This is a genomic window from Flavobacterium omnivorum (genome assembly GCF_900099915.1).
Taxonomy (GTDB): domain Bacteria; phylum Bacteroidota; class Bacteroidia; order Flavobacteriales; family Flavobacteriaceae; genus Flavobacterium; species Flavobacterium omnivorum.
In genome coordinates this window covers 14,357-40,906 of the sequence record NZ_FNDB01000004.1, presented here as the reverse complement: position 1 = coordinate 40,906, position 26,550 = coordinate 14,357, and the positions used below count along the sequence as shown (strand labels likewise).

Below are 26,550 nucleotides of genomic sequence, written 5' to 3'. Positions count from 1 at the left end.
ATGTTACCACTACAACAAGCTTACGAAGTAAAACATTCTATACTGGAATACCTTAAAGCTACTTTTAGCTTTAAGGACAAAGTGGTACACAAAGCATTTTATGATTTCATTACACAGGAAGAAGAAGGGATTTTCAAAGGCCCTTATGTGTCCATAAAATTACCTTTTGTAACGGCTAATAGTGAGGATATAATGCCATTGGAAATAAAACCTAGTTTTCCGCCTTACGATCATCAATACAAATCGTTTAAAAGGCTGAATACAACAAACAACAACATCCCAAAATCTACATTAATAACCACGGGAACCTCATCGGGTAAGACGGAATGTTTTTTATATCCTATTCTTGACTTTTGCCATATAAACAACCACCGTCCCGGAATAAAAGTGGTTATATTATATCCAATGAATGCCTTGGCAACGGATCAGGCAAAACGTTTGGCAGAAGCCATTTGGAATGAGCCATTATTAAAAGGAAAAATAACCGCAGGTTTATTTATTGGAGAAGGAAAAGACAAAGCCAAATACCCTACAGATATGGGCGAAAACCATATCATCGAAAATAGAGATAGTATCTTGGATAGTCCACCGGACATTTTGTTAACCAACTTCAAAATGTTGGATTATGCTTTGATGCGTGCAAAATTTCATAACCTTTGGAGCTATAATTTGGAAGACCCTTCCCTATTGCAATTCTTGGTATTGGATGAATTACATACTTACGATGGTGCACAAGGAACAGATGTGGCCAATTTAATAAGACGTTTAAAACTAAAATTAGACATTCCCAAAGGACAAATATGTGCCATTGGGACATCGGCAACAATTGGTTCTGGTGAGGAATCGAAAAAATTACTTTGTGAATATGCCGAGAAAGTTTTTGGAGAAGAGTTCAAAGAAGAGGCAATTATTACCGAAAACAGACTTACGGTCGACGATTTTTTTGAAGGAGATGAAGAAAATCTGGAACGATTTATACCAAGACAAATTGGGCTTTTGGAAAGTAGATTACAGGAAAATGAAACCTACGAAAACTACATCAATCGTCAAAAAAGACTATGGCAAATCCCCGAAACTATTGATACTGTTGCATTAGGAAATGAATTGAAGAAACTCAAAATTGTTAAAGATTTAATAGCACTTACCAGTACGAACATTAAATCTTTACATCAATTATTATACGAACTCTCCGATAGAAATTCAGAATTCAAAACCCTTGCTGAATGGGATGAAGCAAATGAGTTAAACCCTCGCGAAGAAGTGGTGAATTCAATTGTGGCTTTAATAAGTGCAGCCAAAACAGGAAAAGAAAAGTTTCCCCTCTTGTTTATTCAAATACAAATTTGGATACGAGAACTAAGCGGTGTGTTGAGAGAAATGAGTGAAACACCTAAATTTACTTGGAAAGATAAAGTAGCTGGCGAGAATGACCCAAGAGCATTACCCGCTTACTTCTGTAGGGATTGTGGCTCCAGTGGATGGTTAGGAATTAAGGATGATAATAAAAATCATTTTGATACCGACCCTCAAAAAGTGTACGAATACTATTTTGAGAACCATAAAAACATCTATTTCATCAATACAACCAATCACAAACACATTGAGGAATACGAACCAACCAATATCATAAACGATTATATTGGAACAAAAACATTACAACTGCAAGAAAAAGAAGGAACCAATACCTTCAAAATTCAAGCAGTTAGAAAATTAAACGAAACAAGAGCAAAACACATTTGTCCGGAGTGCAATTCTGAAAATACATTAAGCATTATTGGAACTAAGATAGCCACATTATCATCCATTACTGTAAGCCAAGTACTGTCATCAGATCTTGACCCAAGAGAGGACAAGTACCGTAAAATATTAGCGTTTACCAATAGTGTGCAAGATGCTGCACACCAAGCTGGTTTCGTGGAAGCAAGGAACTATCGTTTTACTTTTCGTTCCTCACTTCAAAAAGTGATAAATAAACTGGACAGACCGGTAACTTTAGAAGAACTTCAAAAGGAATTTATTGGCTATTGGAAAATGAATTCCGATGAAACTAAACAAAATAATGAACTGGCTTATTATTATCGATTTTTTCCGGAGGACTACAAAGGCAAAATCGAATTGGATAAAGATTATCGAATTGGAAGCCAGTTTACAGAGGAATTCAAAAAAGAATTTGATGAACGAATACGTTGGGAAATTGTTTCCGAGTACGGATACAATGCCCTAATTGGACGAACTCTTGAAAAATCGGGTGCTTCAGCAGTAAAATTTGATGAAGAAAAAATCAAATCTATTTTTCCAATACTCCAAGATTGGTTAATCCAAAACAATTTAATCTCCATAACCGAAACCGACTTACTGCCGTTTATCAATGGAATTTTGCATCGTATAAGAATTCGTGGTGGAGTGAATCACGAATATTTAAATAAATCCAGAACGGGAAGATTAACTAGATTTGATCTGAACTGGTACAAAGACAACAGACATTTCTTGAATAAAATGTTTGGAAGTAGATCGAGATTTCCAAAAGTAATAAGTGCAAGTAAACAATCAGGAGAAATTATTGATACTACTTTTACCAATACAAACAATTGGTACAGAAGTTATTTTATAAAATCCTTCCCAATGGCATCAGCTCATCAAGCTATCATTAATGAATTCTACAGCCGATTATTGGAAAGCTTGGAAGAAGTGAAAATCTTGGATAAAGTGGTATTAGAAGGCAATAATAACTATGCTATTCTTGCCAACGCCATCATAATAGAGAACAAAGTTAAAAAACACGTATGCAACAACTGTGGCTCCTTTTTAAATGTAGCCGCTTCGGATACTTCAACTAGGAATACCAGATGCTTAGATTACACCTGTGTAAATGGTGTTTATGAACCGGATACAAAGCAAAAACCAAATTATTATCAGTTAGTTTACAATCGAAATCGGTCTCCTAGAATTTATGCAGCCGAGCATACAGGAATTTTAGAACGAAAAGACCGAGAGAACAAAGAAATTGATTTCAAAGAACGACCTAATTTCAACTCCTTAAATACTATTGTAGCCACCTCAACATTAGAGATGGGTATTGATATTGGAACATTGAATACTGCTATCAATAATTCCGTACCACCTCTAACATCTAATTTTCTGCAAAGAGTGGGACGTGCTGGGCGTTCTTCTGGAACGGCTATGATAGCTACATTTGCCCAAAGCAAAGCACACGATCTTTTTTATTTTGAAGAGCCCTCTGATATGATGGAAGGTGAAATAGCGACACCCGGTTGTTATCTTGAAGCCAAAGAAATTTTATACAGACACTTTTTGGCTTATTGTTTGGACAATTGGGCTACAGCAGACCCTAAAAACAATACCATCCCCGGAAAAATTATTGCATTACGGTTGTCTAATACTGATCTTAACGCTGCCGAATTTATTGTCAACCGAATTATTTCATACATCAAATCAAATGAACTGATATTAGTAAATCGATTTATCGATTTTTATAAACCAGACCTCAATAACGAAAGCAGAGTATTAGAAGAACTGAAATTATTTTTAGCAGAAGATGTGTTTTACGAAAGAATAAAAAGAGTATTCAAAAAAGTAAAAGAAGAATTGATCAGCATTCAAAAGAAGAGAAAAGAGATTGATGAAATCATCAAGAAAAACAATTTACCTGAAACTGATGAGGAGAGAAAAAATTTAGAAGGAGATAAAAAAGCACTATCAGGATTACGAAAAATAATAGAAAAAAGGGCAATATTAGAACATTTAACTAATGTTGGTTTATTGCCTAACTATGCTTTTCCAGAAACAGGAGTTACATTAAATGCTTGGGTAAATGCTAACAAACCTAAAGCAAGTACTGGTTTACCAACAAACAAACAATTTGAGATAATCAGGTCTTCCAATGTAGCTATAAGAGAATTAGCACCTGACAATGTATTTTATTCACAGGGTTATAAATTAGCCATTTCAGGATTAAATACTTTCGATTGGAAAGATGCTGATGTTTTAATTAAAAAACGTTTTTGTTCCAATTGTGACCACATAGAAAATAATGCGACCACTACGGAGACGAATTGTCCCAAATGTGGTGACAACTCTTGGTCTTCAGCAAAAAATCAACACACTTTTGTGAAAATAAGTGGCGTAAAATCAATCAATACCCGAGAAAATGCAACATTAGACGATAGTAGTGATGATAGAGATGTAATTACATATAGAATTTCAAAACATATAAAATTCGATTACAATACCTTTCAAGGTGCTTGGGGGATGAAAAATATTCCATTCGGTATAGAATATGTGAAAAATGTAGATATAACAGAAGTTAATTTAGGATTATCATCAGTTACGGATGCAAATAAAATTACTATCAATAATTTAGAAGACATTCCAAATCACGGCTTTGTAACCTGCAAACATTGTGGAAAAAGCAGCTCAACACCACACAAAGCAAAAAATAAAGAGAATAATAATTTCAAATTCCATTACGGCTATTGCAAAAATAAAGACTATGATTACCAGGGTAAAACCGATGCCGTTTTTGAAGAAGTTTTCTTATTTCGAGAAATAAAAACAGAAGCGCTCAAAGTATTGTTACCTGTTCAAGATTTGGAAAGCGAAGCCCAAGTAAATATGTTTAAAGCGGGTTTAGAACTGGGATTAAAAAAATATTACAAAGGAAATCCGCAACACCTCAATATTGTAAACTATTCCGAATTCAATAAGCAAAACAGCCGATTTGATAAATACTTGGTAATACTCGATAACATTCCGGGCGGTACAGGATATTTAGAAAAACTTTTCAATCCATCTGAATTTACCGAAGTAATTAAAAAAGCTTATGAAGCAATCAAAGAATGTAATTGCCAGCACAACGGAAAAGATGGTTGTTATCGTTGCATTTATACCTACTCCAATCAATACATTCAAGAAGATTTAAGCAGAAATAAAGCAGAAATTTTATTCAAAAAAATTGTAGATAATTCAAGTGGATGGGAACCCTATTCCTCAGGTTTAGGTTCATTGTCAGGTAACGGTCAAATTGAAGAAAGTGAACTGGAAGATCGCTTTATCAGGAGCCTACGGAATTATTGTGCTAAAAACGCAGAACAAGGATTCATTTTCGAAAGTTATGTAGAAGATGCTATCATTAATTATAAATTAAAAACAGTTAACGGGGATTATACTTTTTACTATGTAATAAGACCCCAATTGGAACTAGGACCTGCGGAAAACGTGAAATACAAAACACGTTCAGACTTTTACATTTCATTAACAAGCGCTGAGAAAGAAGGCGTTACCTTAAGCGATGACAAAATTACAAGCGTAAAGAATATTGCAGTATATCTCGATGGATATACCTACCACGCTACTAAAGAAAATTGCCGTTTTTATAATGATTTGCAAAAACGAAATGCAATAGTAGAATCGGGTGATAAAATTACCTGGTCACTTTCGTGGTCAGATATTGAAAAATTCGATGCTATTGAAAAAGAAAGCGATCAGGTTTCAAAACAATTTAAAAAAGATGCCTTAGCAGTGGATAGCATCAAATACAAAACAACGATTGAGTTTTTCAAAAAAATACCTTATTGGAATAATTACAATAGTGATTTTATGCAAACAAAAAACGCAATGGATCGATTATGCTGGCTGTTGTCTAATCCACTGCAAGAGCAATTTCCAAAACAAAAAATAGGGTTAGCATTAGCAATACAACAAACCAAATTTGCAATTCCATCTATGGAAGCTATCGAATTAATTGAAGTTTTAAATAAGCCTTCGATTGTTATTAACCCAACAGTACAGGCTACAAATAAAAACCAAGGGAATTTTTATAACCTTCCTGACAACCAGTTAAAATATGATTTTGCAAGTCTAGTTTTTGGTATTCGATTAAATGATTTATCAATAAAAGCAGCCTGTAGCGTAACCGAATTGCAAGAAAATCTTGAAAAACAAAATTGGGAGCTGTTTTGGCAACTTTACAATTTAATTCAAGAGGATTGCGTATTGGTAAATGAAACTATTGATACTACTATTTTACCAACTAATACGGATGAAACAATAGATAAATACAATTGTCTAAAATACCACGAAAAGGAATTGCATCAAATTGTGATACAATTGATAGACAACAATATTCCATTTAATGAAGAAGGCGGATTTTATATAGAATATGAAGGCATTTATGCCGAAGCAATGCTCGGCTTTGAAAATATAAAAATAGTAATACAACCACTTTCCGATGAAGACAGAAAAATTTTTAAAAAGGCTGGTTACCAAGAAATAAATACTAATGAATTTAATATAAATCAAATAATATGATGAAGCTTTTCATTCACGATAAATGTATGGAGCAATTATTTGAATTGCCAAAATCCACCCAAAAAAAGGTGCTTGAATTTCAAAGAAAATTTAGAGAAAACTCAAAATCAAGTGCTATTAATTTCGAGTCCATTTCTACTTTCAAGGACCAACAATTAAGAACGGCAAGAATTGATGATAAGTACAGAGCAATCGTAAAAGCTCCGGTATCAGGAGATAATTACTATTTGCTATGGGTTGACAATCACGACGAAGCAATGGATTGGGCTAAAAACAAAGTCTTTCATTGGAATGACAATACCGATACAGCTCAAATATTTACGGCTCCTGAAGCAGAAATTACAATTAACACACTAACTGATGCTTTACAAACACCACGTTTATTTGATGGTTTTTCAAACGAACAGCTAGTACAAATTGGTGTGCCATCCCTAACATTAAGTTTAGTTCGTAGTCTAAAAGACCTTAATGAATTAGGTGATAGTGAAAAATATATCCCAACAGATGCTTTTGAAAATCTATTTTACCTAACCGAAGGACTCAACATTGAACTGCTAATTGCTGAAATTAACGAAGGGAAATCAAAAGCTACGGAACAAGAGGCAAAAGCAAACAGCATCAACAACAAACGAAGTTTTGTTGAGGTAGATGATGATTTAATGTCTGAAATCATAAACGGGGATTTAAGCAAATGGCAAATTTACCTTCACCCATCACAACGTAAATTAGTCGAACCTGATTTCAAAGGTTCTGTAAGAGTTACGGGCGGTGCTGGTACAGGAAAAACAGTAGTAGCTCTGCACAGATTGAAAAAGTTAACTTCAATTTTAATTGATGGAGATGACAGAAAAATAGTATTTACGACTTTTACCAATGCATTAACACAAAACTTGACGGTGCTGGCAGATAAATTAAATATTGATAAAAGCAAAATAGTCATCACTAATATTGATACCCTTTTACGTGATTTAGCGAAAGAATACAATTTGGTAGATAATAATGTTAGAATTTTAGATTTCTACAATTCAAAATCAAGTTACGAGCTTTGGGACGATTTCTTGGAACAAAATTTAACCGAATTTGACACCTTGTTTCTAACTGCTGAATATCAGAACGTAATTCTTTTTAATGACCTTAAAAATATAGAAGATTATCTAAAAGTTAGCCGAATAGGTCGTGGAAAACCCATTTCCCGTAAAGTAAAAATGGACGTTTGGGAATTGGTCGAAAAATACAACAAGAAAAAGAAAGAAGAGGATTATGTTGACAGGGCAGAATTATTTAACGTGGTGACAAACCACTTGAAAACGCTTCCACTTAGACCTTTCAAAAATGTAATTACAGACGAAGTGCAGGATTTATCCAATGTTGAACTTAGGTTCCTTAGAGCTTTAGTGGAAGAAAAAGTAAATGATTTATTTTTGGTTGGTGATCCTTATCAGAAGATTTATGCAAGAAAAATTAATTTCACTGCTGCAGGAATTTCAATAAGAGGAAACCGTAGTAAACAGTTGAAAATAAATTATAGAACTTCAGAAGAAATAAAACGTTTGGCAGTTACTGCCGTTCAGGGTATCAACTATGATGATTTTGATGGAGAAACTGAAAAATTAAACGGCTATTTATCCTTATTTCACGGAGAATTACCAACCTACCAAGTCTTTAAAACAAAATCGGATGAAATAAATGCTATCCTCATTCATATTGAAGAATTAAAAGAAAGAGGATTTAAGCTCAATGATATTGCATTGGCTTTTAGAACCAAAGAGGCATTAAAAGAAGTAAAAACGGCATTACATAAAAATAAAATTCCTTTTTCTGATAATGCAACCGTTGGGAAAAGTAATTCAGGAGTTACACTTTCAACATTCCACGGTTTAAAAGGATTGGAATTTAAGGCGGTAATGCTTTGCGATGTAAACAAAAGAACAGTACCCTTGATGATCCAAAAAATGGACACAATGGAACAACAAGAAAAAGAAGACTATTTAAATAGTGAAAAATCACTTTTATATGTTGCAATGACCAGAGCCATCAGTGTTTTGAAAATAGTGGGAACAGGGATAAAATCGGAATTAATAAACATTTAATTTTACAAATTAAGGGTAATTTAACCCCTTAAAGTTGAGGGTATATAAGAATTATACCCAATTTGAGGATGATAAAAACAGGACGATAACAAACTATGATAAAGAGAAACTATTATTCAGTTAGGACAGGAAAAATATCGCCAGACCAACAAGTTAATTTTGAGGTTCTGAAAAAGTTGTTTTCGGTGACATACAACAAATTAAATACTGACGGATATTTTCAAAAATATTTCGGAATTAACTGTGAAGACGGATACATTCCTGGAGAATTGGGCGAGGAAATTGAAGCAATGATATTTGTGAATTTAAGAAAAGACAACCTATATCCAATTTACCAAAACTTACCCAATTATACCGAAGACGATTTCTTTGACATAATTGAGTTTCTTTACGACCACTGCTCAAAAGGACTTAATGGACATTACCACAACTGGAACAACTGTGGGTATCATTATGAAGAATTTAATGACATTGAAGGTCAGAAACAATACAGAGAACTACTGAACCCTATCTTACGAGAATACAAAGACGGTTTTGAAATTTCGGAAAGTGGCGAAATTTTGATCTTATCAGACAATGGTCTTTCAAACTTATTTGAAGCGGACATTCCAACAAATGAAAAGGAAAACGTTTCTAATAAAATAAACTCTGCAATTTTAAAATTCAGACGATACAAATCCACGCTTGACGACAGAAGAGAAGCAATTAGGGAACTTGCAGATGTTTTGGAATTTATTAGGCCAGCAATTAAGGAACATTTAAACAAAAAAGACGAGAATGATATTTTTAATATCGCTAATAATTTCGGTATTAGACACCATAACAAAGACCAGCAGACAGAGTATGACAAAGCAATATGGTATAGTTGGATTTTCTATTACTACTTGGCAACATTACACGCTGTTTTACGAATGACAAACAAGAAATGAAAAGAAAAACTAGATATTACTGCACATTTACAATAGGTGGAGTTTCGTGCTCCGCAGACAGTTTTGTGGTTACAGGAAGTTCATTTCTACGAATTAGCATTTGTGAAAAAAATTACCCATCGCGAATCTGTAAAACGTTTTGTTTAAAACTATGATTATGGGAAATTAATAATTTGATTGGGTTTGAAAAAAAATATTGAAGATAAAAGGATTTAGTAACTTGCTTAACAAATCAAAACCTGTTAAAACAAATCATTATGAATTATTTTTTAACATGGTAAATTAATAAAATCATTACCAATGATAGAAAAAATAGAGATTAAAAAAGTTGCATCTTATAACCCAATAGGCATTGAAATCACAAACTTAAAGAAAGTGAATTTTATTTATGGAGCTAATGGTTCCGGAAAAACTACAATATCCAATTTTTTGCATAATGCTTCGGAAACAAAATTTGAGAATTGCAGTATAAATTGGAAAAATACTCAAGAATTAAAAACGTTAGTTTATAACAAAGAATTTAGAGAACGAAACTTTGGCAAAGGAAAAATTGGAGGTGTTTTTACATTAGGAGAAGCTACTACTGAACAAATTGCAACCATCAATGAAAAGGTTGAGGAATTAAAAATTATAAAAGCGGACGGTGTAAAAAAAAGAGAAACATTAAATACACAAATACAAAAAAAAGAAACCTTAGAAAATAATTTTAAGGAAACTTCTTGGACAAAGATTTATAAAAAATATGAAACTGTTTTTAAAGAAGCTTTTACAGGTTCATTGCAGAAAGAAAGTTTTAAAAATAAACTGTTGTCAGAATTTAGTAGTAATACTAAAACGCTAGTAACTTTTGATGAGTTAACAGAAAAAGCAAAAACTATTTTCGGAAAAGTTCCGCAAAATATAGCACCAATAAACGCAATTACATTTGATAGAATTATTGAAATAGAAAGCGACCCTATTTGGAAGAAAATAATTGTTGGTAAAGCCGATGTCGACATTGCAAAACTTATTCAAAAACTAAACTTAAACGATTGGGTAAATCAAGGTAGAAACTATATTCAAGAAGATAATACTTGTCCTTTTTGTCAGCAAGAAACAATTACAGATGATTTCAAAAAACAATTAGAAGATTATTTTGACAAAACGTATTTAAGTGATTTGAATACTATAAAAACGCTAAAAGAAGAGTACAATTCCTTAATGAATAATTTTGTTAATGAATTGAATAATCTTGAAACCAATCAAAAAGTTTTTCCGGAGACAAAATTAAATACAGATAGATTTTCGGCCTATTTAAAAACTTTAATTAGTCAGAATACTGCTAATGGAGAATATCTAAACAATAAAACAAATGAACCAAGCAGAAGCATTGAACTAGTTTCAGTAAAAGAACAATTAGCTTTAATTTCAGAATTAATTACAAATGCTAATGAAGAAATTATTAAGCATAATAATATTGTTGCCAATTTTACAAGCGAAAAAATCAGTTTAACTCAATCAATTTGGAAATATATTATTGAAGAATTCAGAACAGATATTGTGAAATTTAATGCAGATAATAATGGATTGCAAACTGGCAATACTGCTCTTCAAGGTCAACTAACTGCTAAATTAAAGGAGTTTAGCGATTTAGATATTGCAATTAAAAACTTGAGTAAAAATGTCACGAGCATTCAGCCAACTATCAATGAAATTAACCGACTTTTAAAATCCTATGGTTTTTTAAGTTTCAAAATTGAACCATCTTCAGAAGAAGGTTTTTATCAAATTCAAAGAGAAGACGGGACAATAGCCGAAGCAACATTAAGTGAAGGCGAAATTACATTTATTACTTTCTTGTATTATTTACAATTGGCAAAAGGAGGAAGTTTAGTAGAGAATGTAAACGATGAAAGAATTTTAGTTATTGACGACCCAATTTCAAGTTTAGACAGCAATGTGCTATTTGTTGTTAGTACACTTATAAAAGATATTATTAAAAGCATTAAATCAGATAAAGGAAATATAAGACAAATTATTCTTTTAACTCACAATGTTTATTTCCATAAAGAAGTATCTTTCATTGATGGAAGAACTAAATTCTGTAGACAAACAAATTTTTGGATATTAAGAAAAAACGATAAGTTTACCAATATTCAATCCTTTATTATGGAAAACCCAATAAAATCATCATATGAATTGCTGTGGCAAGAATTAAAAAGTGAAAATGTAAAATCGAGTATTACTGTTCAAAATATTATGCGAAGAATAATTGAAAACTATTTTAAGCTTCTAGGAAAATATGGCGATGATGATTTAATACAAAAGTTTACCACTAAAGAAGAACAAGAAATATGCACGTCATTAATCAGTTGGATTAATGATGGTTCACACAGTATTAATGATGATTTATTCGTTGAGCTACAGGATCGAACAATTGAAAACTATAAAAAAGTATTCAAAGACATCTTCCAGTTAACTAATCACGATGGGCATTACAATATGATGATGGGAATAAGCGAACCAATACAGTTAGAAGAGGAAGAAATTAGTACAGTTCAATACAATTAATTATGATTAAAGTTTATTTAGATTGGAATGTTATGTCAGTTATGAAAAACAATCATTTCCAAGAACTAAACGATATAATTTTAAACAGGGATAAATTTCTTTTATTATATTCCACCTCACACATTGGAGATATTTTCGCTAGTATTAAAAATCATAGTGAGGAAGAGCAAAAAATAGTTCGAGAAGATTTAGATTACACAACCCATTTAACAGATGATTTATGTTTAGTAAATAATTCGAAGGAAGTTACTTTAAGTAGATACCAACCAGGAGAGTTATTGGATGACAGAATTAGAGAAGCTCCACTTTTTGAAGATTTTAGTCTTGATAATTTATTTAGTTCAATTGAGGAAGATAATCCAATGTTTGGAATAGTTAGTTCTATGAAAAATATGATTTCTTCAATGCCTTTAGACTTCGCTTTTAAAGAAGCCTTCGAAAATCCTGAAAGTGCAGCAATGTTGGATAAAATGTTTCCGGGGCTAAAAGAAGATAAAACAATGAACGGTTTCTTTAAGAGTTTTGGTAAAATGTTTCATAATATGAATGAAACAGAAGACTACAAAGATTTAAGAGATATGGTGCAACAAAGTGGAGTAAATAGTGGACACTTCAACGAAAATAAAAACCCTTTTGAAGTAATTGATAATGCTTACAAGAAAACAGGAATAGAAAATTTCAACGTAGATAAGTATTTTGATAAAACTAAAAATGCTCCGGAATGGTTTAATGATATTACAAATGAGTATGTCAAACTAGATATGCACGGTTTTAAAGCTGACAAAGTAAAAGTTACTGCCACAGAGAAAAACACATTTAAGAATACAACTGAAGATGCTTCTCATTCCGCATTTGCATCAAGATGCGAGTTTTACATTACTAATGATGATAAGAATTATCACAAAACAAAAGCAGTCTTTCAAAAATTAGGCATTTATACTATTGTTTTAAAACCAAACGAGTTCATCCAATACTACAACTCATTTCTAAACGTAAATAATTTTGATGACCACTTTAGAAGTATAACTGATGAAATGAAAAGAGTTGAAAATTTTCAAGAACAGAAATATGAAAGTGGAGAAAGTTTTGGTTGGGTAAATTTTACAAGTCAATATTTCTTTAATTTTTACAATAAAATACTAATCCCCAATCCCGAAGTAAATGAAGCTTTATTTATTTTAGGAAAAGAAAGTCCATCGAAAAGTTATATCATTAGTCAACAAGAATTAGAAGCAATGTTGAAATTATTTACTGACAAACTTGGTGTAGATTTAAATGGAAAAGCTTATTACGAATTAGGCGAAATAAAAAACGGAGAAGATTGGTTGGGTCGTAGTTGGGAAACAAGTGTTGGTCAAATTAACATAAAAAGATTAAACGGTTGGTTTCAAATGTGTTTTTTTCCACTAAATGAGGAAGAAAAACAAATTGAAAGGTAACTTTATTACAAAAGTATAAATTATGATGAACTCGCTAGATGCTATAATAAAAAGTACAAATTTTGCTCAAAAACTCAATAATCAATTGGGGATTAGTAACTCTATGATGCAAATGATGCATTCACAAGAGCTATGGCAAAATAAATTAAGCGCGATGACTATGAGTGATGCTATTTTTAAAAGCATTGCGCACCAACAAAGCTATTTTCTAAATAATATTTCTGGATTTGACAGTCTTTCAAAAAAAATGGCAATCCAATCTAAATTATTTCAAATTCCACAACCAACATTAGACGTAATTAAAGGAATAAGTCAAATGCAGGAAAGTATATTCGGAAATTTAAAGGGTATCACTTCCATTTTTGAAAGCCAAAAATCTTATTTAGCACAAGTCAATAGCTTACAATTTGCTATGAGTGGAATATCCGGACAAATTGCGGCAATTGCAGCTAAAAGTAATCAATGGAATTTATTAGATGAATTTGAAAATATCAATGAAGAAGCATTTGAAATAACAAATAATTTTACTTCTGATATAGCATTATCAGAAGAAGAAAGTATACGGTTTGAGCAATTAATTGAAAAAATTGTATCATTCTATCAAAAAAACAAACAGTTTGGTGTTAATGCTTTATTATTCATTTCAGTAATGGTAAACCTTATGAGTATACATCAATATTACGATTTTGTAAGACCAAAAGCTGAACTTGCTACAAAAGAGGATTTAGTAAATTTTGAGAGAAAAATACAGCAATATATAGAAGTAAAACTCAAAGAAGTAAAAGAGTACAGAACTACAAACCGAGTTTCAAAAGTAATGCTAAAACCAAAAACTAAAACGATTATTGTAGCATCACTTCCCAAAAATTTTGATGTAATTGTTTTGCAAATAAATCATAAATGGGCATTTGTAAGCTATATAAATCCAAAAGATAATTTAATGGAAACTGGATGGGTTATGAAGAAGTATTTAGATAAGAATTAAAAATATTTCCAAAACCCGATCAAACGGAATTGCATTCCGTGCGCTTTCCCTTAACGACTAAAGACAACAACAATCCCATCCTTCAACACAAAAATCAAAAAAATTATCTCCATCCAATTGTAATAGTGGATTAAAAGTTCTATATATTTGAAAAAGCATAAAACGAAACTAACTTCGCCAATCGATCCCTATTTGGGTGTGTATAAGAAGGTATATTATACCTTTATACAAGTTGTCATAAATACTCCGAAACAACATAAACAAATAAACAATGGAATTTATTACAGAGAATTTGAAAGGGATAATTTTAGCTTTAATTGCTGTATTCGCAGGAATTGCAATTACACTTAACATCAAAAAAAGTTCAAAAAAGAAAAACACAAACAAAGTCAATCAAAAAGGAAATCGTGTTGGTGGTGATATGGCTGGTCGAGATGTCAATAAATAATTTGTATGCCAAAAGATGAAATTCTAAATGATGTTACCCAATCTGAAAATGTTTTAGAAAATGGTGATTTAGCCGGTCGTGATATAAACAAGCCAACTTATAATATAGGTCGAATTACTTTTGGAGGTCAATCGCAACTGGAAAAATTGTATGATAGACTCGAAAAAGAAAAAAATGAATCCGCAATTTTTAGCGAAATTGTAGATGAACTTTTACATTTTAAAAATAATGCTGACGATAAAGGATTTATCGGTTTAGAAAAAAAATTAGAGAATGGAAATAGACTCAATTATTTACATTTTGCTGAAACTTCAAAAGAAAAATTCGCTAAAAAACTTTTGAAAAACGAACATTCAGAAACTGCTCAATTAATCTATGCTTTTTTACTTGCAAAAGTTTATTCAAGTTATCAAACTAATGTATATCCAAGAATTTCGGAAGGACTTTCTGAAGAATTTATAAATCAACTTGTTACAGAATATATTATTAAACCTTTAGAAGATATACTTGGCAATAACTTATTGAGGATTTATGATGATGAAATAAATGGAATGATTTATTTTTTAACTGGAAACTGTCATATAAAATGGAATTAGTATGTTAATATACAATCAAGCTTACGACATATATCATACAATGTTTAGAATCTTACAAATAACTGAAAAGATAGAAGAAAATCTTGAAGTTGATAAATTAAGAATTCTAGATTTTTATTTGGCATTCCCTACAGAACTTTTAGAAATAAAAAGTTTTCAAGGATTCAAAAAATATGAAAAATACATAAAAGCTGAAAGCAATAATTATGAGCATATAATTGATAGAAAACGACTTTTTTTTAAAATGGAAAATATACAGATTTTAGCGATTAAAGCATTAATCTCATATGGTTTATTTGATGCAAATGAATTTAAAAATGGAATAATAAAAAGAACTGATTCTATTCTTGCTGAAAAACTTTCAATAAGAATTAATCAAGCAAATGAAGAAAATCCAAATCTTATAACTTTGATTACTGGTCCTTTAGCGTCAATGAATCTTTATGGTCATTTAGGATTAAAAGTCAGAACAAATCTAATTGAATTTAAGTATGACGCAATATAATCCATTTCTCAAATTAAATCGTCTAGTAATTTTTACCTTAACAGGTAAAAAAGCATATGACGAACTATTTCACGATGGCGTAAACATTATTAGAGGTCATAATAGTGCGGGTAAATCAACAATAGGTAATTTTATTTTCTTTGTACTTGGTGGTGATTTTAAAAAATGGACAAAATCAGCTACTTTATGTGGTGATGTTTACGCAGAAGTTGTAATAAATACAGAACCAATAACCATAAAAAGAACTGTTTCCGTTTCTGGCAATCAACCAATGTCCATCTTTTGGGGAACTTATGAGGAAGCAATAAAATCAACCAGCGAAGGTTGGCAGATATTTCCATATCGCAGAACTGAAAGTAAAAAAAGTTTTTCAAATGCATTATTTCTTTCTTTAGGTTTTCCTGAATTAAGAGGCGATGTTGATAGCAACATAACAATGCATCAAATTTTGAGATTGTTATATATCGACCAAAAAAGTCTAACATTAGACTTATTAATGACAGATTCATTTGATTCTGCAATTACAAGAAAAACAATTGCTGATTTATTATTTGGCGTCTATGATGATTCATTATATTCTGATAAAATTTTATTGCGAGAATCTGAAAAAGATTTTGACATTAAGAAAAAGCAATTTGAAGGTATTGAGCAAATTTTCAAATCAAGCGATAATGAATTAAATCCAAACATTATTAACGCATTAATTGAAGAAAATAATAATCAATTATTAAGTATTGAAAATTATCTAACAAAAGTTGATTCCGAACAAACTCAAAATAATGAAAATAATGGGGAACGAGATTTAAAAATAGTTACAATTAAAACTAATCTATTATCAACTAGAAATAGTCTTTCATTATTACAAAACAAAATCAGCGAATATGAATTTGAATTAATTGATTCAGCGGATTTTATAAAAAGTCTGGAAAAAAGAGCTTACGCTCTTTCAGATTCATTATTAACAAGGGAAACTTTTGTTGATGTAAAAATGAATCATTGTCCAAATTGTCTTTCTACACTTGACAAAGTAATTGAAGAAAATCATTGCGAATTGTGTAAACAACAATTACCAGAAGACAAAGGTTCTTCTCAAATAAAAAGAATGCAACAAGAAATCGATAATCAAATTAGAGAATCGAAAAAACTATTTTTAGAAAAAGAGCATACTTTATTAGAACTCAAAACAAGTTTTCCAACTCTTGAATTAAAAGTAAGGGCTTTTCAAAGAGAACTTAATGAAGCTTTATCTAATGTAAATACAACTAGAAATCAAGAACTTGATGAGCTTTTAATCAAAAAAGGCGAATTAAGGTCAAAAAATGATTACTTAATCAAACAGTTAAAAGCTTTAGAACAAATTGAAGTTATTAGAAAAGAACTTATTGGTCTTAAAATTAAAATTGATTCTCTAAAATCAAATATTAATTATAAAGAAGCTGAACAGTTTAGAAGATTACAAAGTGCTTTCGATTTAATACAAAGTTTTGCTTTAAGACTTTTGCATAGTGATTTAGGAAGACAGCCTGAATTCCAAACTGGAACGAATATTGAATTAGATTTTGAAAAAAATACTTTTTCACTAGACAATGAAAATAATTTTTCTGAAAGTTCTAATGTCTATCTAAAAAATAGTGTCCGTTTTGCTATTTTCTTTGCGTCATTAGGAAAAGATTTTTTTAGATACCCAAGATTCATACTTTGTGATAATATTGAAGATAAGGGAATGGAACCAATGAGAAGCCAAAGTTTTCAAAATGAAATTGTAAAAATATCATCTGAAAGTGAAATTAGACATCAAATTATAATTACGACCTCAATGATTTCACCAGAGTTAGACAATTCAGATTTATGTGTTGGAGAATTTTATACCGAAAGTAGTAAAACGTTAAAATTGGAGTAAAAATAGTATACAGCAACACTTACTAAAATTGGCTTAATTTGAAAAATGGTTTTGTATTGGGATGATTGGCAAATCCAAAAAAAGGCTTAATTCAACACCAAACCCACTGTAGTACTGGGACGTTGTGTACAATGCTGAGAAAATATGAATCAATAATTTAAAATGAGAATATCAAATATTACTTTTCTGGAAGAAAAAAATAATGATTATGTTGTGTTAAATTCAATAAGTGGACTTGAAGAAATTAAAAAAATTTTAATAACTTCAGGTTCAATTGAAAATGACAAAATAATTAATTTCCTAAATTTTTCGTATAACATTGATGAATTTAGATTAGAAATGGTGGACGAAAAATTTTTGAATCTTGACCTTTATTTGAAAAAACTTTAGATTCTAAACGAAGTTAGATTTCTCCAGCTCCCGAATCCTTTCGTGTGACTTGCCAGATCGAAATTACATTCCCTTCACCTTCCAATTAGCAACTTACATCGAAACTTCAAATTTTAAAATTTATGTGCTTCCACTCCAAACAATCAAAGTCCGCCACAGAACTACAAAACCGGTTCAAAGCAACCTTGTAAAACCTTTTGGAGTTCCAGCCCCAAAACCATATCATCACAATAGAAGCCAATCCCCTGATGGCAGAAATCCAAAACACCAAAAAAAAATGCCTCTTGTCCTCAAACGCAAAGACGAAACGAAATGATTACAACACGAACCAATCTAAAACTTTACTTATCCTTACAACGTCGATTTAATTGTACTAAAATCTAACTAAAAATAATCATTAAACATCACGGGCAATCAAGCGGTCTCTCTTCGGTCGTTCACTTTGTTCCGTTCGGCTGTTCCAGTCGGTCAACCTTACATTTTCATAAGAACATTTTCGGTAAATAGTCTATTTATTATTTCAATTTAATATTCAGGTTTCCCTCCGTTCCACAGACACTTCACAGCACAAAAAAATACAGCAGCTTGAAAATAAGCAGCTATAATTTTTGCGCTGTTTCGTTCCTCATCTCCACACGTTCACTTCCTGCGTTCGGTCGGGCTTATGCATCCACCATACCGCTTCATTTCGTTACACTACGCTTCACTGCATTCCAGCCGTATTCTGTCTGCAGCCCTCCATTTTTTCAGCGGTTGCTCCTTCGCACAGCCATCGGGCTTGGTTCCGCTTACCTCACTTACATTATCTTAGAAGCATCCATTTTCATTTATCAATAATCCACTATCAATTATCAGTTGGTTCGGTCGCTTTGCCCTAAATCAAGGTACACCGCCAAAAAGGCGGTTGCCTTCTATTTTTTACCCGCCGTTTCACGCTCATAGCCGCTACGTTTCGCTTCGTACCTCCACTCAACTCTCGCGTCTATGGTGGCTGTTCGATTGCCGCAACCCCGCCACGGCGCTCCTCATCCGCAAAAAAAAGTTCCTTGCCCTAAAAACAGGCACCACTTTTTTTGCTCCTTGCGGTGCTTGGGGGTGTTTGATTGCCGATTATACAACAACACCCCTAAGGAATTACAACAACTACGATAGTGCATTTTTCTGAAAAGAAAAAGAAAAAAATCCAGCAATAATAGCATTCATTCCTCACTTTCAGTCGGTATTTCTTCCCTCCATTTTCGTTCGTCATTTCTGCTGTTGTAACGGCTTTCTTTTTTTCTCTTTTTTCTTTTCCGAAATGATAATTCTTCGCATCCAAAAGAAAATAAAATCAGCGAAAAAAATTAAGGTCGAATCTTTAACACCAAAGCGCTATGCCGAATTTTATCATCAAAACACACCAAAAAAATGCTATTTACAAAGGAAACCAGATCTACATCCTCAACAAAGGAATGAATTCCGGTAAACCACAAAACGAACCGTTTACTAATAGCTTTGTAATCCTATTTCAAAACGATGAAGATGCCGAAACAGTGTATTGGTTAGCTTATAGTTTATGGAAAGCAAAATTCTGGCACCAATCATTATTGGGGTCCGTAATTCCATTTTTAAGAATTGCTGATTTTAAAAAGGATTTTATGTCAAAAGTTAACGAAATGATGCAGGAACATGAGCTGCACAAAAAGCAGGTCCAAGCGTTGAGGTTCCTGGAACAAAAAGAGGATCAATTACAGAAGAATATTGTACTCATTAATGAAATGAGAAGAGTGATTCTTACCAGATACTGTAAGAAGAAATAAAAATTAATACTTCTGGTTTAATTAGCTACATTTGAAAATAAGTAAATCCTGATATTTATCATAAAAATCTATTTTAATAGTGAAGAGCTTGGGTAAGAAGTCCAACCCATTTACTAGTTGATAGCAAAATTTAAAATCAAATTCTATGAACAATAATAATTTTAACGACTCATTAATATCTACAATCACTAAAAGCAAATTGCCAGAAGTAATTACTGATTTAGCAGAAGTAAATATAGACAACGTTTTTAATAATATTTCCTTTTTAAAAGACATTCCAATTTTAGGTGTCATAGTAAATTTATTTTCAACTACTTTATCAATTCGAGACTACATTTTCATGAGTAAAATCGTATCTTTTTTAAAACCAATGGATAAAATTAGCCCAGAGGATAGAGAAAAGATGTTTTTGAAGTTAGAATTAAATGAAGAGTATAATGGTAAGGTTGGAAATAAGCTGCTTTTCATACTAGATAAAATTGATGACTTACAAAAAGCTAAACTTATTGGAGTTCTTTTCAAAAACACTTTATGTGGCAAACTTAACTATGAACTTTTTTTAAGATATGCTTCAATAATTGACAAGGTTTTCTTATCAGACCTAAAAAGACTGCCTGAATACGAAACTCCTATTGGGAATCAAGAAATTTCTGCTTCACTTTATGGGTTAGGATTAATAATACGAACTGGAATTTTTGACAATACTGAAAATGATATTGAACAAGATATTTACAAACTATCTAACCTCGGAAAAACTCTAAATGAACTTTTAGAAGACGAATGGTAGAAAAAGTGACAACTTCTCTTAATCACAAATCATTATACTCTGTCCTAAAAAAAAGCCTAATCTTACGATCAGGCTTTCCTACTTAATCCGGAAAAGGTTACCAATCATAACCGGATTATTTATTTTTTGATTTTGAGTAACCACTTTAAAAGTAGCGATATCGCAAAGCTGACTATAGCCCCTATACTTGCTAAGATAATGGTTTTTAGAATATCTTCTGAAACGATATTGGGCACAATACTCAACAAAGTTCCGGATGCAGTTCCAAGGTGCAATGTGTTATTTGATTCCATCTCTAGGTAAATTTTCATTGTCTCTCCTCATCCTCTTTACTATATCCTCCTCCGATTTTGCCTCATCATCAACCGTCATTTGACTAACTGCAGAAAGCACGCCACCTGCAACCGCCAAATACCCCGCAACACTAACGACAACAGCTGGCAAAATCACTGGTGCTGCAATCACACTTCCACTTAAGGCCAGTAAGGCCAAACCAATACTTCGCAACATCCTGAAAAACTTCGGAGTGGGAGCTTTTGTTCTTTCTACTACATTCATAATTTATTGCTTTTATTTGATCCCTGTCATCCTGAGCGGAGTCGAAAGATTAGATTGGATCTTTATTTTCACTTCTTCGTTGTGTCCCAAGGCAGCATATACGATCGTTGTCAGCTTTTCTAAAGCTATTCGGGAGGCGCTCCCCTTCCCTATTCCGGTTTGTATTGTTACGGGAGCGATACAGCCCAACAGTTCCTTTTTAGCATCATTAGCAGAATGTATTAATATAAAATCTCTTCCCGGTACATTTTGCAAATGCAGGTGCCATTTGAATTTAGGACTAAACCGCTTCTGTAAAACATATTCTCCTTCGGGAATACAAGAAATGCGCCTTTGGTTTTGCAACCAGGGCAACTCGATGGCATAACAAACTACGGTGCCGTTCCATTCTAAAGTTCCTTGTGTTCCCTCGGGAAAATAGGTCCTATTTAATACCAAAACCATCTTACAGACCGCTTACTTTTACCAATGCCAATGGATTGTATGCCCCATTTTTCAAAGGATACATTTTTCCATTTACCTCCTGATAAAACTCCAGACCTAAAGCCAAAAACAACGGACTAACACTGTTTTGAGTCACTGCATTCAACTGATTGATAGCAAGCACTGGAGTAGAATCCCAAGGCATGACAGCCGTTTCAGAACTCGAAACAACAAAAGTTTCCTCCTCAAAATTAATTTCAGCTCCCGCAGAAATAATTTTATAGTGAGTTGTTCCACCAGGAGCAGCGATCATAATCGCAGGAACAAAGGGATCTATAGCAACCGAAATTTCGCCTGCAGCTCTATCAATGGTCGCCACAAAAGGAACAAACAAAGTCGTACCTAATTTTCCAGTGATATTAAAATCAAACCCTACAAGCAATTCCGCTTCGCCATCAATTACATTTCGTAATCCTCTATCGTTTGTCATATCTGCCTGAATGACTTTGACCATAGATTGAGTTAATCGGCTCACCATTCTACTATCAGCAGAATTGATAAGCAAAGTTCTCAAAGCTGTTCTTAGCGTTTTACCAGCTTTACCAGCCCTTCCAAATTCCGCCCCGTTTTCTCGCGTTCTTTGGAATGCAGGATCACTTTTGATTCTGCTCGCATCAATACCCCCTTTTTCACGAGCCAAATGCCCATCTTTGGTTTTGTAAAAGGTAATATCTCCGATAGTACCTTTCAATTTAATTATGCCTTTCTGTCTTGCCATAATTCCTAAAATTTAGATTAATTATTCAATTAAAACTCTTTCAATCATCATCCTGTTGCAACACTTTTTGATTGATTATAAAACAAATTTTAGTCAATTAAATCACATAAAAAAGACTCCCCTATCCCATATGTCACTTTGTGACACAAATGGCATAAAATGACCTAAATACCCATCTACAACCAACATTGAAAGGAGTAGATTTCCGCTTCTGAACCAAAGGAATTATTTACTATTTTTATGGAGTGCCAGAACTTGAACCATAACGGTTTCAAGTTAGGCAAAGCCCAATAAAAGTCATAGATAGAGTATGAGAGCCAAAAACAAGAGATTATGTATCTACCCTAAGGACATACAACGTATAACTGGAAAGAGTTATCGTCAAAGCATTAGACTGTTGCAAAACATCAGAAAGGAACTTAATAAGCTTCAAAATGAATTTGTTTCTGTAGAAGAATTCTGCCAATACACTAGTCTAAAAATGGAACAGGTCGAACCTCTGATAATTGGTTAGGAAACTATTTTGATCCTTTTAAATTAATAATCTGAATAGATACTTGAAATCATAAAACGAAAACGAGAAACCTAGGCTTTCAACTAAGTTTCTCGCTCCATATGACTAAAGATCTCAAGTAATAAAATCAATACTTACCCGCTATTAATTTATAAACTACTCAGTCTTTGAAATCCACTGATTCTCGATTCCCCATTTTTCATTCGGTACAGCGGCAGTTTCAAGAATTAGGGTTCCGCCGCTACTAATCTCTTCTTGCGTCAACCAATTTCTAAATAAGGGCTGACCGTTTAATTGAGCTGATTGAACATAGAAGTGCTCTTTATTATAATTAGACACTTGGATGTGAAAAGATTTTCCGTTTTCCCAATTTAATTTTACAGACTCAAAGATCGGGGCTGTCAAATAATAAACAGGACTCCCTATGTTTGCTGGAGACAAGCCAATACTTCGCATCACAAACCAAGAAGACATTGTCCCTGCATCATCATCCATGGTACGAACATAAGCTTGGGGCTGGTTCTTATAAATCCTTCCAATATAGGAATCTATTCCTTTGCTATTGTCGTTAAAATAAGCCTGAACCACGGTATCCAACATAATATTCCGAAACAATTTTTGTGATTTCCAAGGTTGAGCACTCGCATTATACATCCCTGGAACTTGCAAGTCAGGTTGATTGGCATGATTGTAATTGTCCTCCGCAAAAAATAGATCCAATTGCTTTAAAAAAGAAACTTCTCCGCCTATTAATTTTTTCAGTCCCGATACATCAAAAGGTACAAACCAGCGGTACTGCCAAACCGTACCTTGATACATGCCTCGAGCGGGCATTTTATCAATATCTTTCTGGGATAAATCAGCAAAATCTTTTTTCCAATAGGTTTTATAATCCAAAGCTTTATTAAAATACTTGGCACTCAAAACGGAATCTTTGGTGATTTTCAGGATTTCAGAAAGCGCCCAACTATCATAAGAGGATTCCAAAGCCTTGTCAGGCGAATTGTATTCCAAGCGGTCTACTTCTGCAATTAAAGAATCCTTGATAGTATTAAAATCTACTGGATATCCTTTTCTATATGCATCTAATAAAACGACAATCGCATGTTCCGTGCGGACTGTAGGCGAAGACTCGTGTTTAGTAGCCCAATTATTCTTCCCATACGGATACAAATTTGCAATAGAGTTTACAATGGGGCCAAAACGTTCCGGATAGGCCAGCGAAAGCATGGGCAATTGTTCTCGATAATTATCCCAAATGGCCCAACCGTTGTATATCGGACTAATTGATTTTTGAATCGAACCGTCGATGGCTTTGTAGCTTCCATCCGATTCCGAAACTAAAAATGGCGCTTGCAATCCTCGGTATAAAAGCGAATAGAATAAATCTTCTCTGTCTTTTTCGCCTGTTACCTTTATTCTATTTAAATGATGCTCCCAGACTGCTGCTGTTTGCGCAGCCAAATCTTTCAGGGGCATCGTTTCTATTTTAGCTTTGGCGTAAGCCGTACTCACGGAGGAAAAACCAACACGAACTTCCATTTCGGTAGCACCAGGAAGTCCAGAAACAAGGTACTTATGTTCTTTAATTGGCTTTATAGTAGCGAAATTTGAGAACTCCAGAATATAATAAATACGATATATTCCCTTATCACAAGTGGTTTGAGTATCGATCCAACCACTAATGGTATTGCTGTTAACTTCATGTTCTTCTGCAACAAATCGATTGACAAATGCATGGGATAAATCAATAAAAAGACCTGCTCCTTTTCTTGGGAATTTATAATGATGGATTCCGAAATTATGTTTTACACTCATTTGAGCCTGAATCTCATTATCAAATGTGACCCCATAAAAGCCAGGAGAAGCTGATTCTTGTTTTTTGAGTAGTAGCGTTTTCGTATCGCCATCCAAAATAGGTTTAATCAACAGATTGCCTCCACTTCCCATACACCCAACTCCTTCGATACGGCTGTGGGTAAATCCCCGAAATTCTTTTGCCAAATGCTCGTAACCCGAATGAATATGAGGATAGGTCTGAGGGCCAATACTCATCATATTGAAGGGAGATGAAGCCGATGGGGACATCTGGCCATGATCGCCTGAACTACCCAAAAAGACATTTACTTTATCTAAAGAGGATTCCCCTTTGGTACTATTATTTTTTAAAGGCTGGCAGGCTATTATCAACAAAGCAAGACTTGAAACGAGTATTTTTTTCATGGTATACATTTACGGATCTAAGGGATCTATTGGATTTTGGTGCAAGGATTCCACATTAGGCAGGAATTCTAGTGCTGTCGAATTTAATCTTTTTAAAATAATAGCAGGCAAATAACCCAATTCTTCCTTGCAACGGACATTAAAATTTGGATTTCCTACATAATCACTGTGGCTCACATTCGTAACGACGATACTTTTTTTGTCGAGTGGCATTTGGTACGCAATCATCAATCGGCTTGCATTGCGCAAATTAGTTGTGGTGTGCCGGGCAAAAGGATCAATCAGAATATTTTCTTCGGGAATATGATAGACCTCCATCAATTCTTTTTTCATTTCGATCGCCTCACAAAAAGTAGCTCTAAAAGGATGGGCATGACCACCGGAAACAATAATAAAGGGGGCTTTTTTGGCTTGATATTCCAATACTCCCAATTGTAAATTTAATTTTCCAATGGCGGACAATCGGTCTTGATAATTTTCTGGTCCGTTACCCAAAATTAAAATAGAGGCATAATCAAAAGTATTAAAATCAACTTGTTTGATATGAGCAATTGCTTTCTTGTTTTCCTTTTCCTCCAAAGGTTCGTAACGCGCCACCTCATAGCGATGGTTCATATACAAAAGCGATAAACTGAAATCCAGACTTTCTTGAAAAAACAGAGCATTCTCTTTCGGTTTTTTATTATGAAGCAGGTCTGACCACATAAAAACAGATCCTTTATAAAATTTAGACTCTACATCGTAAGAAACCGAATCTATTGTAGCATATTGAGCAGCTTCTCCAAGACCATAAACTTTCATAATGCGGTTCATTGCCTGAGCACAAAGTTGCCACGCATTTACTATTAATTCAGTATCGGTACTGTTTTTAAAATTCTCGTATTTCCCCGAAGGACGCAAATTATTTTTCACAAAATCTTGCAGTTCCTTTTTGTCTTTCATTAAACGCCGGAGTTCAACATCAATATCAGCAAGTTCTTTATCATTAAATTGATACCCACTAATCAAACAAGAAAGACTGTCTTTGCAAGACTTTAGTTTAGAAGCAATCGCTTGTTGCTGATTCTTGAAAATCGTTTTGAAAACCATATTCTTTTCCAGAAGTTGGCTAACGGATTGATCATTTTGAATGGCAGTCAACAAATAAAAATTCTTATCCTGAATCACCGAACTGGATTTAGAGGAAGTAAACCCCAATTCAAATCCTTTCACTCTTTGGCTATAGCCTGAAATAGCTACAAACGCTAGTACTATATAAATTATTTTTCTCATCTTTTTGTATAAAAAATTGGGCAACCTGTTCGATTGC

Annotated in this window: 19 protein-coding genes; 13 read left to right on the top strand and 6 right to left on the bottom strand. The window is 33.0% G+C overall.

Annotated features, from left to right (window positions below; translation table 11 throughout):
• The 13 genes from BLS90_RS05500 (at window position 1) to BLS90_RS05435 (ending at window position 20,745) form a co-directional block, all read left to right on the top strand.
• Window positions 1-6,327, top strand: a complete 6,327-nt coding sequence (locus tag BLS90_RS05500; protein ID WP_091256152.1) for a DEAD/DEAH box helicase — start codon at window positions 1-3, stop codon at window positions 6,325-6,327.
• Window positions 6,324-8,417, top strand: coding sequence for a 3'-5' exonuclease (locus BLS90_RS05495; protein WP_199734612.1), 2,094 nt, complete (start codon window positions 6,324-6,326; stop codon window positions 8,415-8,417). The genes BLS90_RS05500 and BLS90_RS05495 overlap by 4 nt, the downstream gene beginning before the upstream one ends.
• Before the next feature lie 95 nt (window positions 8,418-8,512).
• Entirely contained in the window at window positions 8,513-9,346 is an 834-nt protein-coding gene (locus tag BLS90_RS05490; protein ID WP_199734614.1) for a hypothetical protein, read from the top strand.
• Between the two features lie 300 nt (window positions 9,347-9,646).
• Complete coding sequence (locus tag BLS90_RS05485; protein WP_091256147.1) at window positions 9,647-11,896, top strand: AAA family ATPase; 2,250 nt, start codon at window positions 9,647-9,649, stop codon at window positions 11,894-11,896.
• 2 nt (window positions 11,897-11,898) lie between these two features.
• The gene (locus BLS90_RS05480; RefSeq protein WP_091256145.1) at window positions 11,899-13,335 is read left to right on the top strand and encodes a hypothetical protein; all 1,437 of its coding nucleotides are present in this window, start codon (window positions 11,899-11,901) and stop codon (window positions 13,333-13,335) included.
• Between the two features lie 22 nt (window positions 13,336-13,357).
• Entirely contained in the window at window positions 13,358-14,320 is a 963-nt protein-coding gene (locus BLS90_RS05475) for a hypothetical protein (RefSeq protein ID WP_091256142.1), read from the top strand.
• Between the two features lie 271 nt (window positions 14,321-14,591).
• Window positions 14,592-14,768, top strand: a complete 177-nt coding sequence (locus tag BLS90_RS16800; protein ID WP_175455436.1) for a hypothetical protein — start codon at window positions 14,592-14,594, stop codon at window positions 14,766-14,768.
• A gap of 5 nt (window positions 14,769-14,773) precedes the next feature.
• Window positions 14,774-15,364 carry an ABC-three component system protein gene (locus BLS90_RS05470; RefSeq protein ID WP_091256140.1) on the top strand — a complete coding sequence of 197 codons (591 nt, stop codon included), beginning with the start codon at window positions 14,774-14,776 and terminating at the stop codon, window positions 15,362-15,364.
• A gap of 1 nt (window position 15,365) precedes the next feature.
• Complete coding sequence (locus BLS90_RS05465) at window positions 15,366-15,869, top strand: ABC-three component system middle component 5 (protein ID WP_091256137.1); 504 nt, start codon at window positions 15,366-15,368, stop codon at window positions 15,867-15,869.
• A complete protein-coding gene (locus BLS90_RS05460) occupies window positions 15,856-17,769 on the top strand; it encodes a hypothetical protein (RefSeq protein ID WP_091256134.1) in 1,914 nt (637 codons plus the stop codon). Before BLS90_RS05465 ends, BLS90_RS05460 begins: the two co-directional genes overlap by 14 nt.
• 162 nt (window positions 17,770-17,931) lie before the next feature.
• Window positions 17,932-18,159 carry a hypothetical protein gene (locus BLS90_RS05455; protein ID WP_091256132.1) on the top strand — a complete coding sequence of 76 codons (228 nt, stop codon included), beginning with the start codon at window positions 17,932-17,934 and terminating at the stop codon, window positions 18,157-18,159.
• A gap of 1,373 nt (window positions 18,160-19,532) precedes the next feature.
• Window positions 19,533-19,958, top strand: a complete 426-nt coding sequence (locus BLS90_RS05440) for a DUF6943 family protein (RefSeq protein WP_091256125.1) — start codon at window positions 19,533-19,535, stop codon at window positions 19,956-19,958.
• A 145-nt stretch (window positions 19,959-20,103) separates the two neighbouring features.
• Complete coding sequence (locus tag BLS90_RS05435; RefSeq protein ID WP_091256123.1) at window positions 20,104-20,745, top strand: hypothetical protein; 642 nt, start codon at window positions 20,104-20,106, stop codon at window positions 20,743-20,745.
• 119 nt (window positions 20,746-20,864) lie between these two features.
• On the opposite strand, the gene BLS90_RS16795 is transcribed toward BLS90_RS05435, so the two are convergent.
• From BLS90_RS16795 to BLS90_RS05400, 6 genes are all read right to left on the bottom strand, one after another.
• Window positions 20,865-21,038: a hypothetical protein gene (locus BLS90_RS16795; RefSeq protein WP_091256121.1), complete on the bottom strand. Its 174-nt coding sequence runs from the start codon at window positions 21,036-21,038 to the stop codon at window positions 20,865-20,867.
• Window positions 21,025-21,303: a hypothetical protein gene (locus tag BLS90_RS05425; RefSeq protein ID WP_091256118.1), complete on the bottom strand. Its 279-nt coding sequence runs from the start codon at window positions 21,301-21,303 to the stop codon at window positions 21,025-21,027. The genes BLS90_RS16795 and BLS90_RS05425 overlap by 14 nt, the downstream gene beginning before the upstream one ends.
• Window positions 21,304-21,315: 12 nt before the next feature.
• Window positions 21,316-21,747 (bottom strand): DUF5675 family protein, encoded by a 432-nt coding sequence (locus BLS90_RS05420; RefSeq protein ID WP_091256116.1) that lies wholly within the window; start codon window positions 21,745-21,747, stop codon window positions 21,316-21,318.
• Window position 21,748: 1 nt separating this feature from the next.
• On the bottom strand, window positions 21,749-22,504 hold the full coding sequence (locus BLS90_RS05415; protein ID WP_091256114.1) for a hypothetical protein: 756 nt from the start codon (window positions 22,502-22,504) through the stop codon (window positions 21,749-21,751).
• A gap of 670 nt (window positions 22,505-23,174) precedes the next feature.
• Complete coding sequence (locus tag BLS90_RS05405; RefSeq protein WP_091256778.1) at window positions 23,175-25,241, bottom strand: glycoside hydrolase domain-containing protein; 2,067 nt, start codon at window positions 25,239-25,241, stop codon at window positions 23,175-23,177.
• A 9-nt stretch (window positions 25,242-25,250) separates the two neighbouring features.
• Window positions 25,251-26,513: a YdcF family protein gene (locus tag BLS90_RS05400; protein ID WP_091256108.1), complete on the bottom strand. Its 1,263-nt coding sequence runs from the start codon at window positions 26,511-26,513 to the stop codon at window positions 25,251-25,253.
• Window positions 26,514-26,550: the final 37 nt, after the last annotated feature.

Coding starts and splice junctions, on each gene's coding strand:
- BLS90_RS05500 (WP_091256152.1), top strand. CDS start 1: ATGTTACCACTACAACAAGCTTACGAAGTAAAACATTCTATACTGGAA.
- BLS90_RS05495 (WP_199734612.1), top strand. CDS start 6,324: ATGATGAAGCTTTTCATTCACGATAAATGTATGGAGCAATTATTTGAA.
- BLS90_RS05490 (WP_199734614.1), top strand. CDS start 8,513: ATGATAAAGAGAAACTATTATTCAGTTAGGACAGGAAAAATATCGCCA.
- BLS90_RS05485 (WP_091256147.1), top strand. CDS start 9,647: ATGATAGAAAAAATAGAGATTAAAAAAGTTGCATCTTATAACCCAATA.
- BLS90_RS05480 (WP_091256145.1), top strand. CDS start 11,899: ATGATTAAAGTTTATTTAGATTGGAATGTTATGTCAGTTATGAAAAAC.
- BLS90_RS05475 (WP_091256142.1), top strand. CDS start 13,358: ATGATGAACTCGCTAGATGCTATAATAAAAAGTACAAATTTTGCTCAA.
- BLS90_RS16800 (WP_175455436.1), top strand. CDS start 14,592: ATGGAATTTATTACAGAGAATTTGAAAGGGATAATTTTAGCTTTAATT.
- BLS90_RS05470 (WP_091256140.1), top strand. CDS start 14,774: ATGCCAAAAGATGAAATTCTAAATGATGTTACCCAATCTGAAAATGTT.
- BLS90_RS05465 (WP_091256137.1), top strand. CDS start 15,366: ATGTTAATATACAATCAAGCTTACGACATATATCATACAATGTTTAGA.
- BLS90_RS05460 (WP_091256134.1), top strand. CDS start 15,856: ATGACGCAATATAATCCATTTCTCAAATTAAATCGTCTAGTAATTTTT.
- BLS90_RS05455 (WP_091256132.1), top strand. CDS start 17,932: ATGAGAATATCAAATATTACTTTTCTGGAAGAAAAAAATAATGATTAT.
- BLS90_RS05440 (WP_091256125.1), top strand. CDS start 19,533: ATGCCGAATTTTATCATCAAAACACACCAAAAAAATGCTATTTACAAA.
- BLS90_RS05435 (WP_091256123.1), top strand. CDS start 20,104: ATGAACAATAATAATTTTAACGACTCATTAATATCTACAATCACTAAA.
- BLS90_RS16795 (WP_091256121.1), bottom strand. CDS start 21,038: ATGGAATCAAATAACACATTGCACCTTGGAACTGCATCCGGAACTTTG.
- BLS90_RS05425 (WP_091256118.1), bottom strand. CDS start 21,303: ATGAATGTAGTAGAAAGAACAAAAGCTCCCACTCCGAAGTTTTTCAGG.
- BLS90_RS05420 (WP_091256116.1), bottom strand. CDS start 21,747: ATGGTTTTGGTATTAAATAGGACCTATTTTCCCGAGGGAACACAAGGA.
- BLS90_RS05415 (WP_091256114.1), bottom strand. CDS start 22,504: ATGGCAAGACAGAAAGGCATAATTAAATTGAAAGGTACTATCGGAGAT.
- BLS90_RS05405 (WP_091256778.1), bottom strand. CDS start 25,241: ATGAAAAAAATACTCGTTTCAAGTCTTGCTTTGTTGATAATAGCCTGC.
- BLS90_RS05400 (WP_091256108.1), bottom strand. CDS start 26,513: ATGAGAAAAATAATTTATATAGTACTAGCGTTTGTAGCTATTTCAGGC.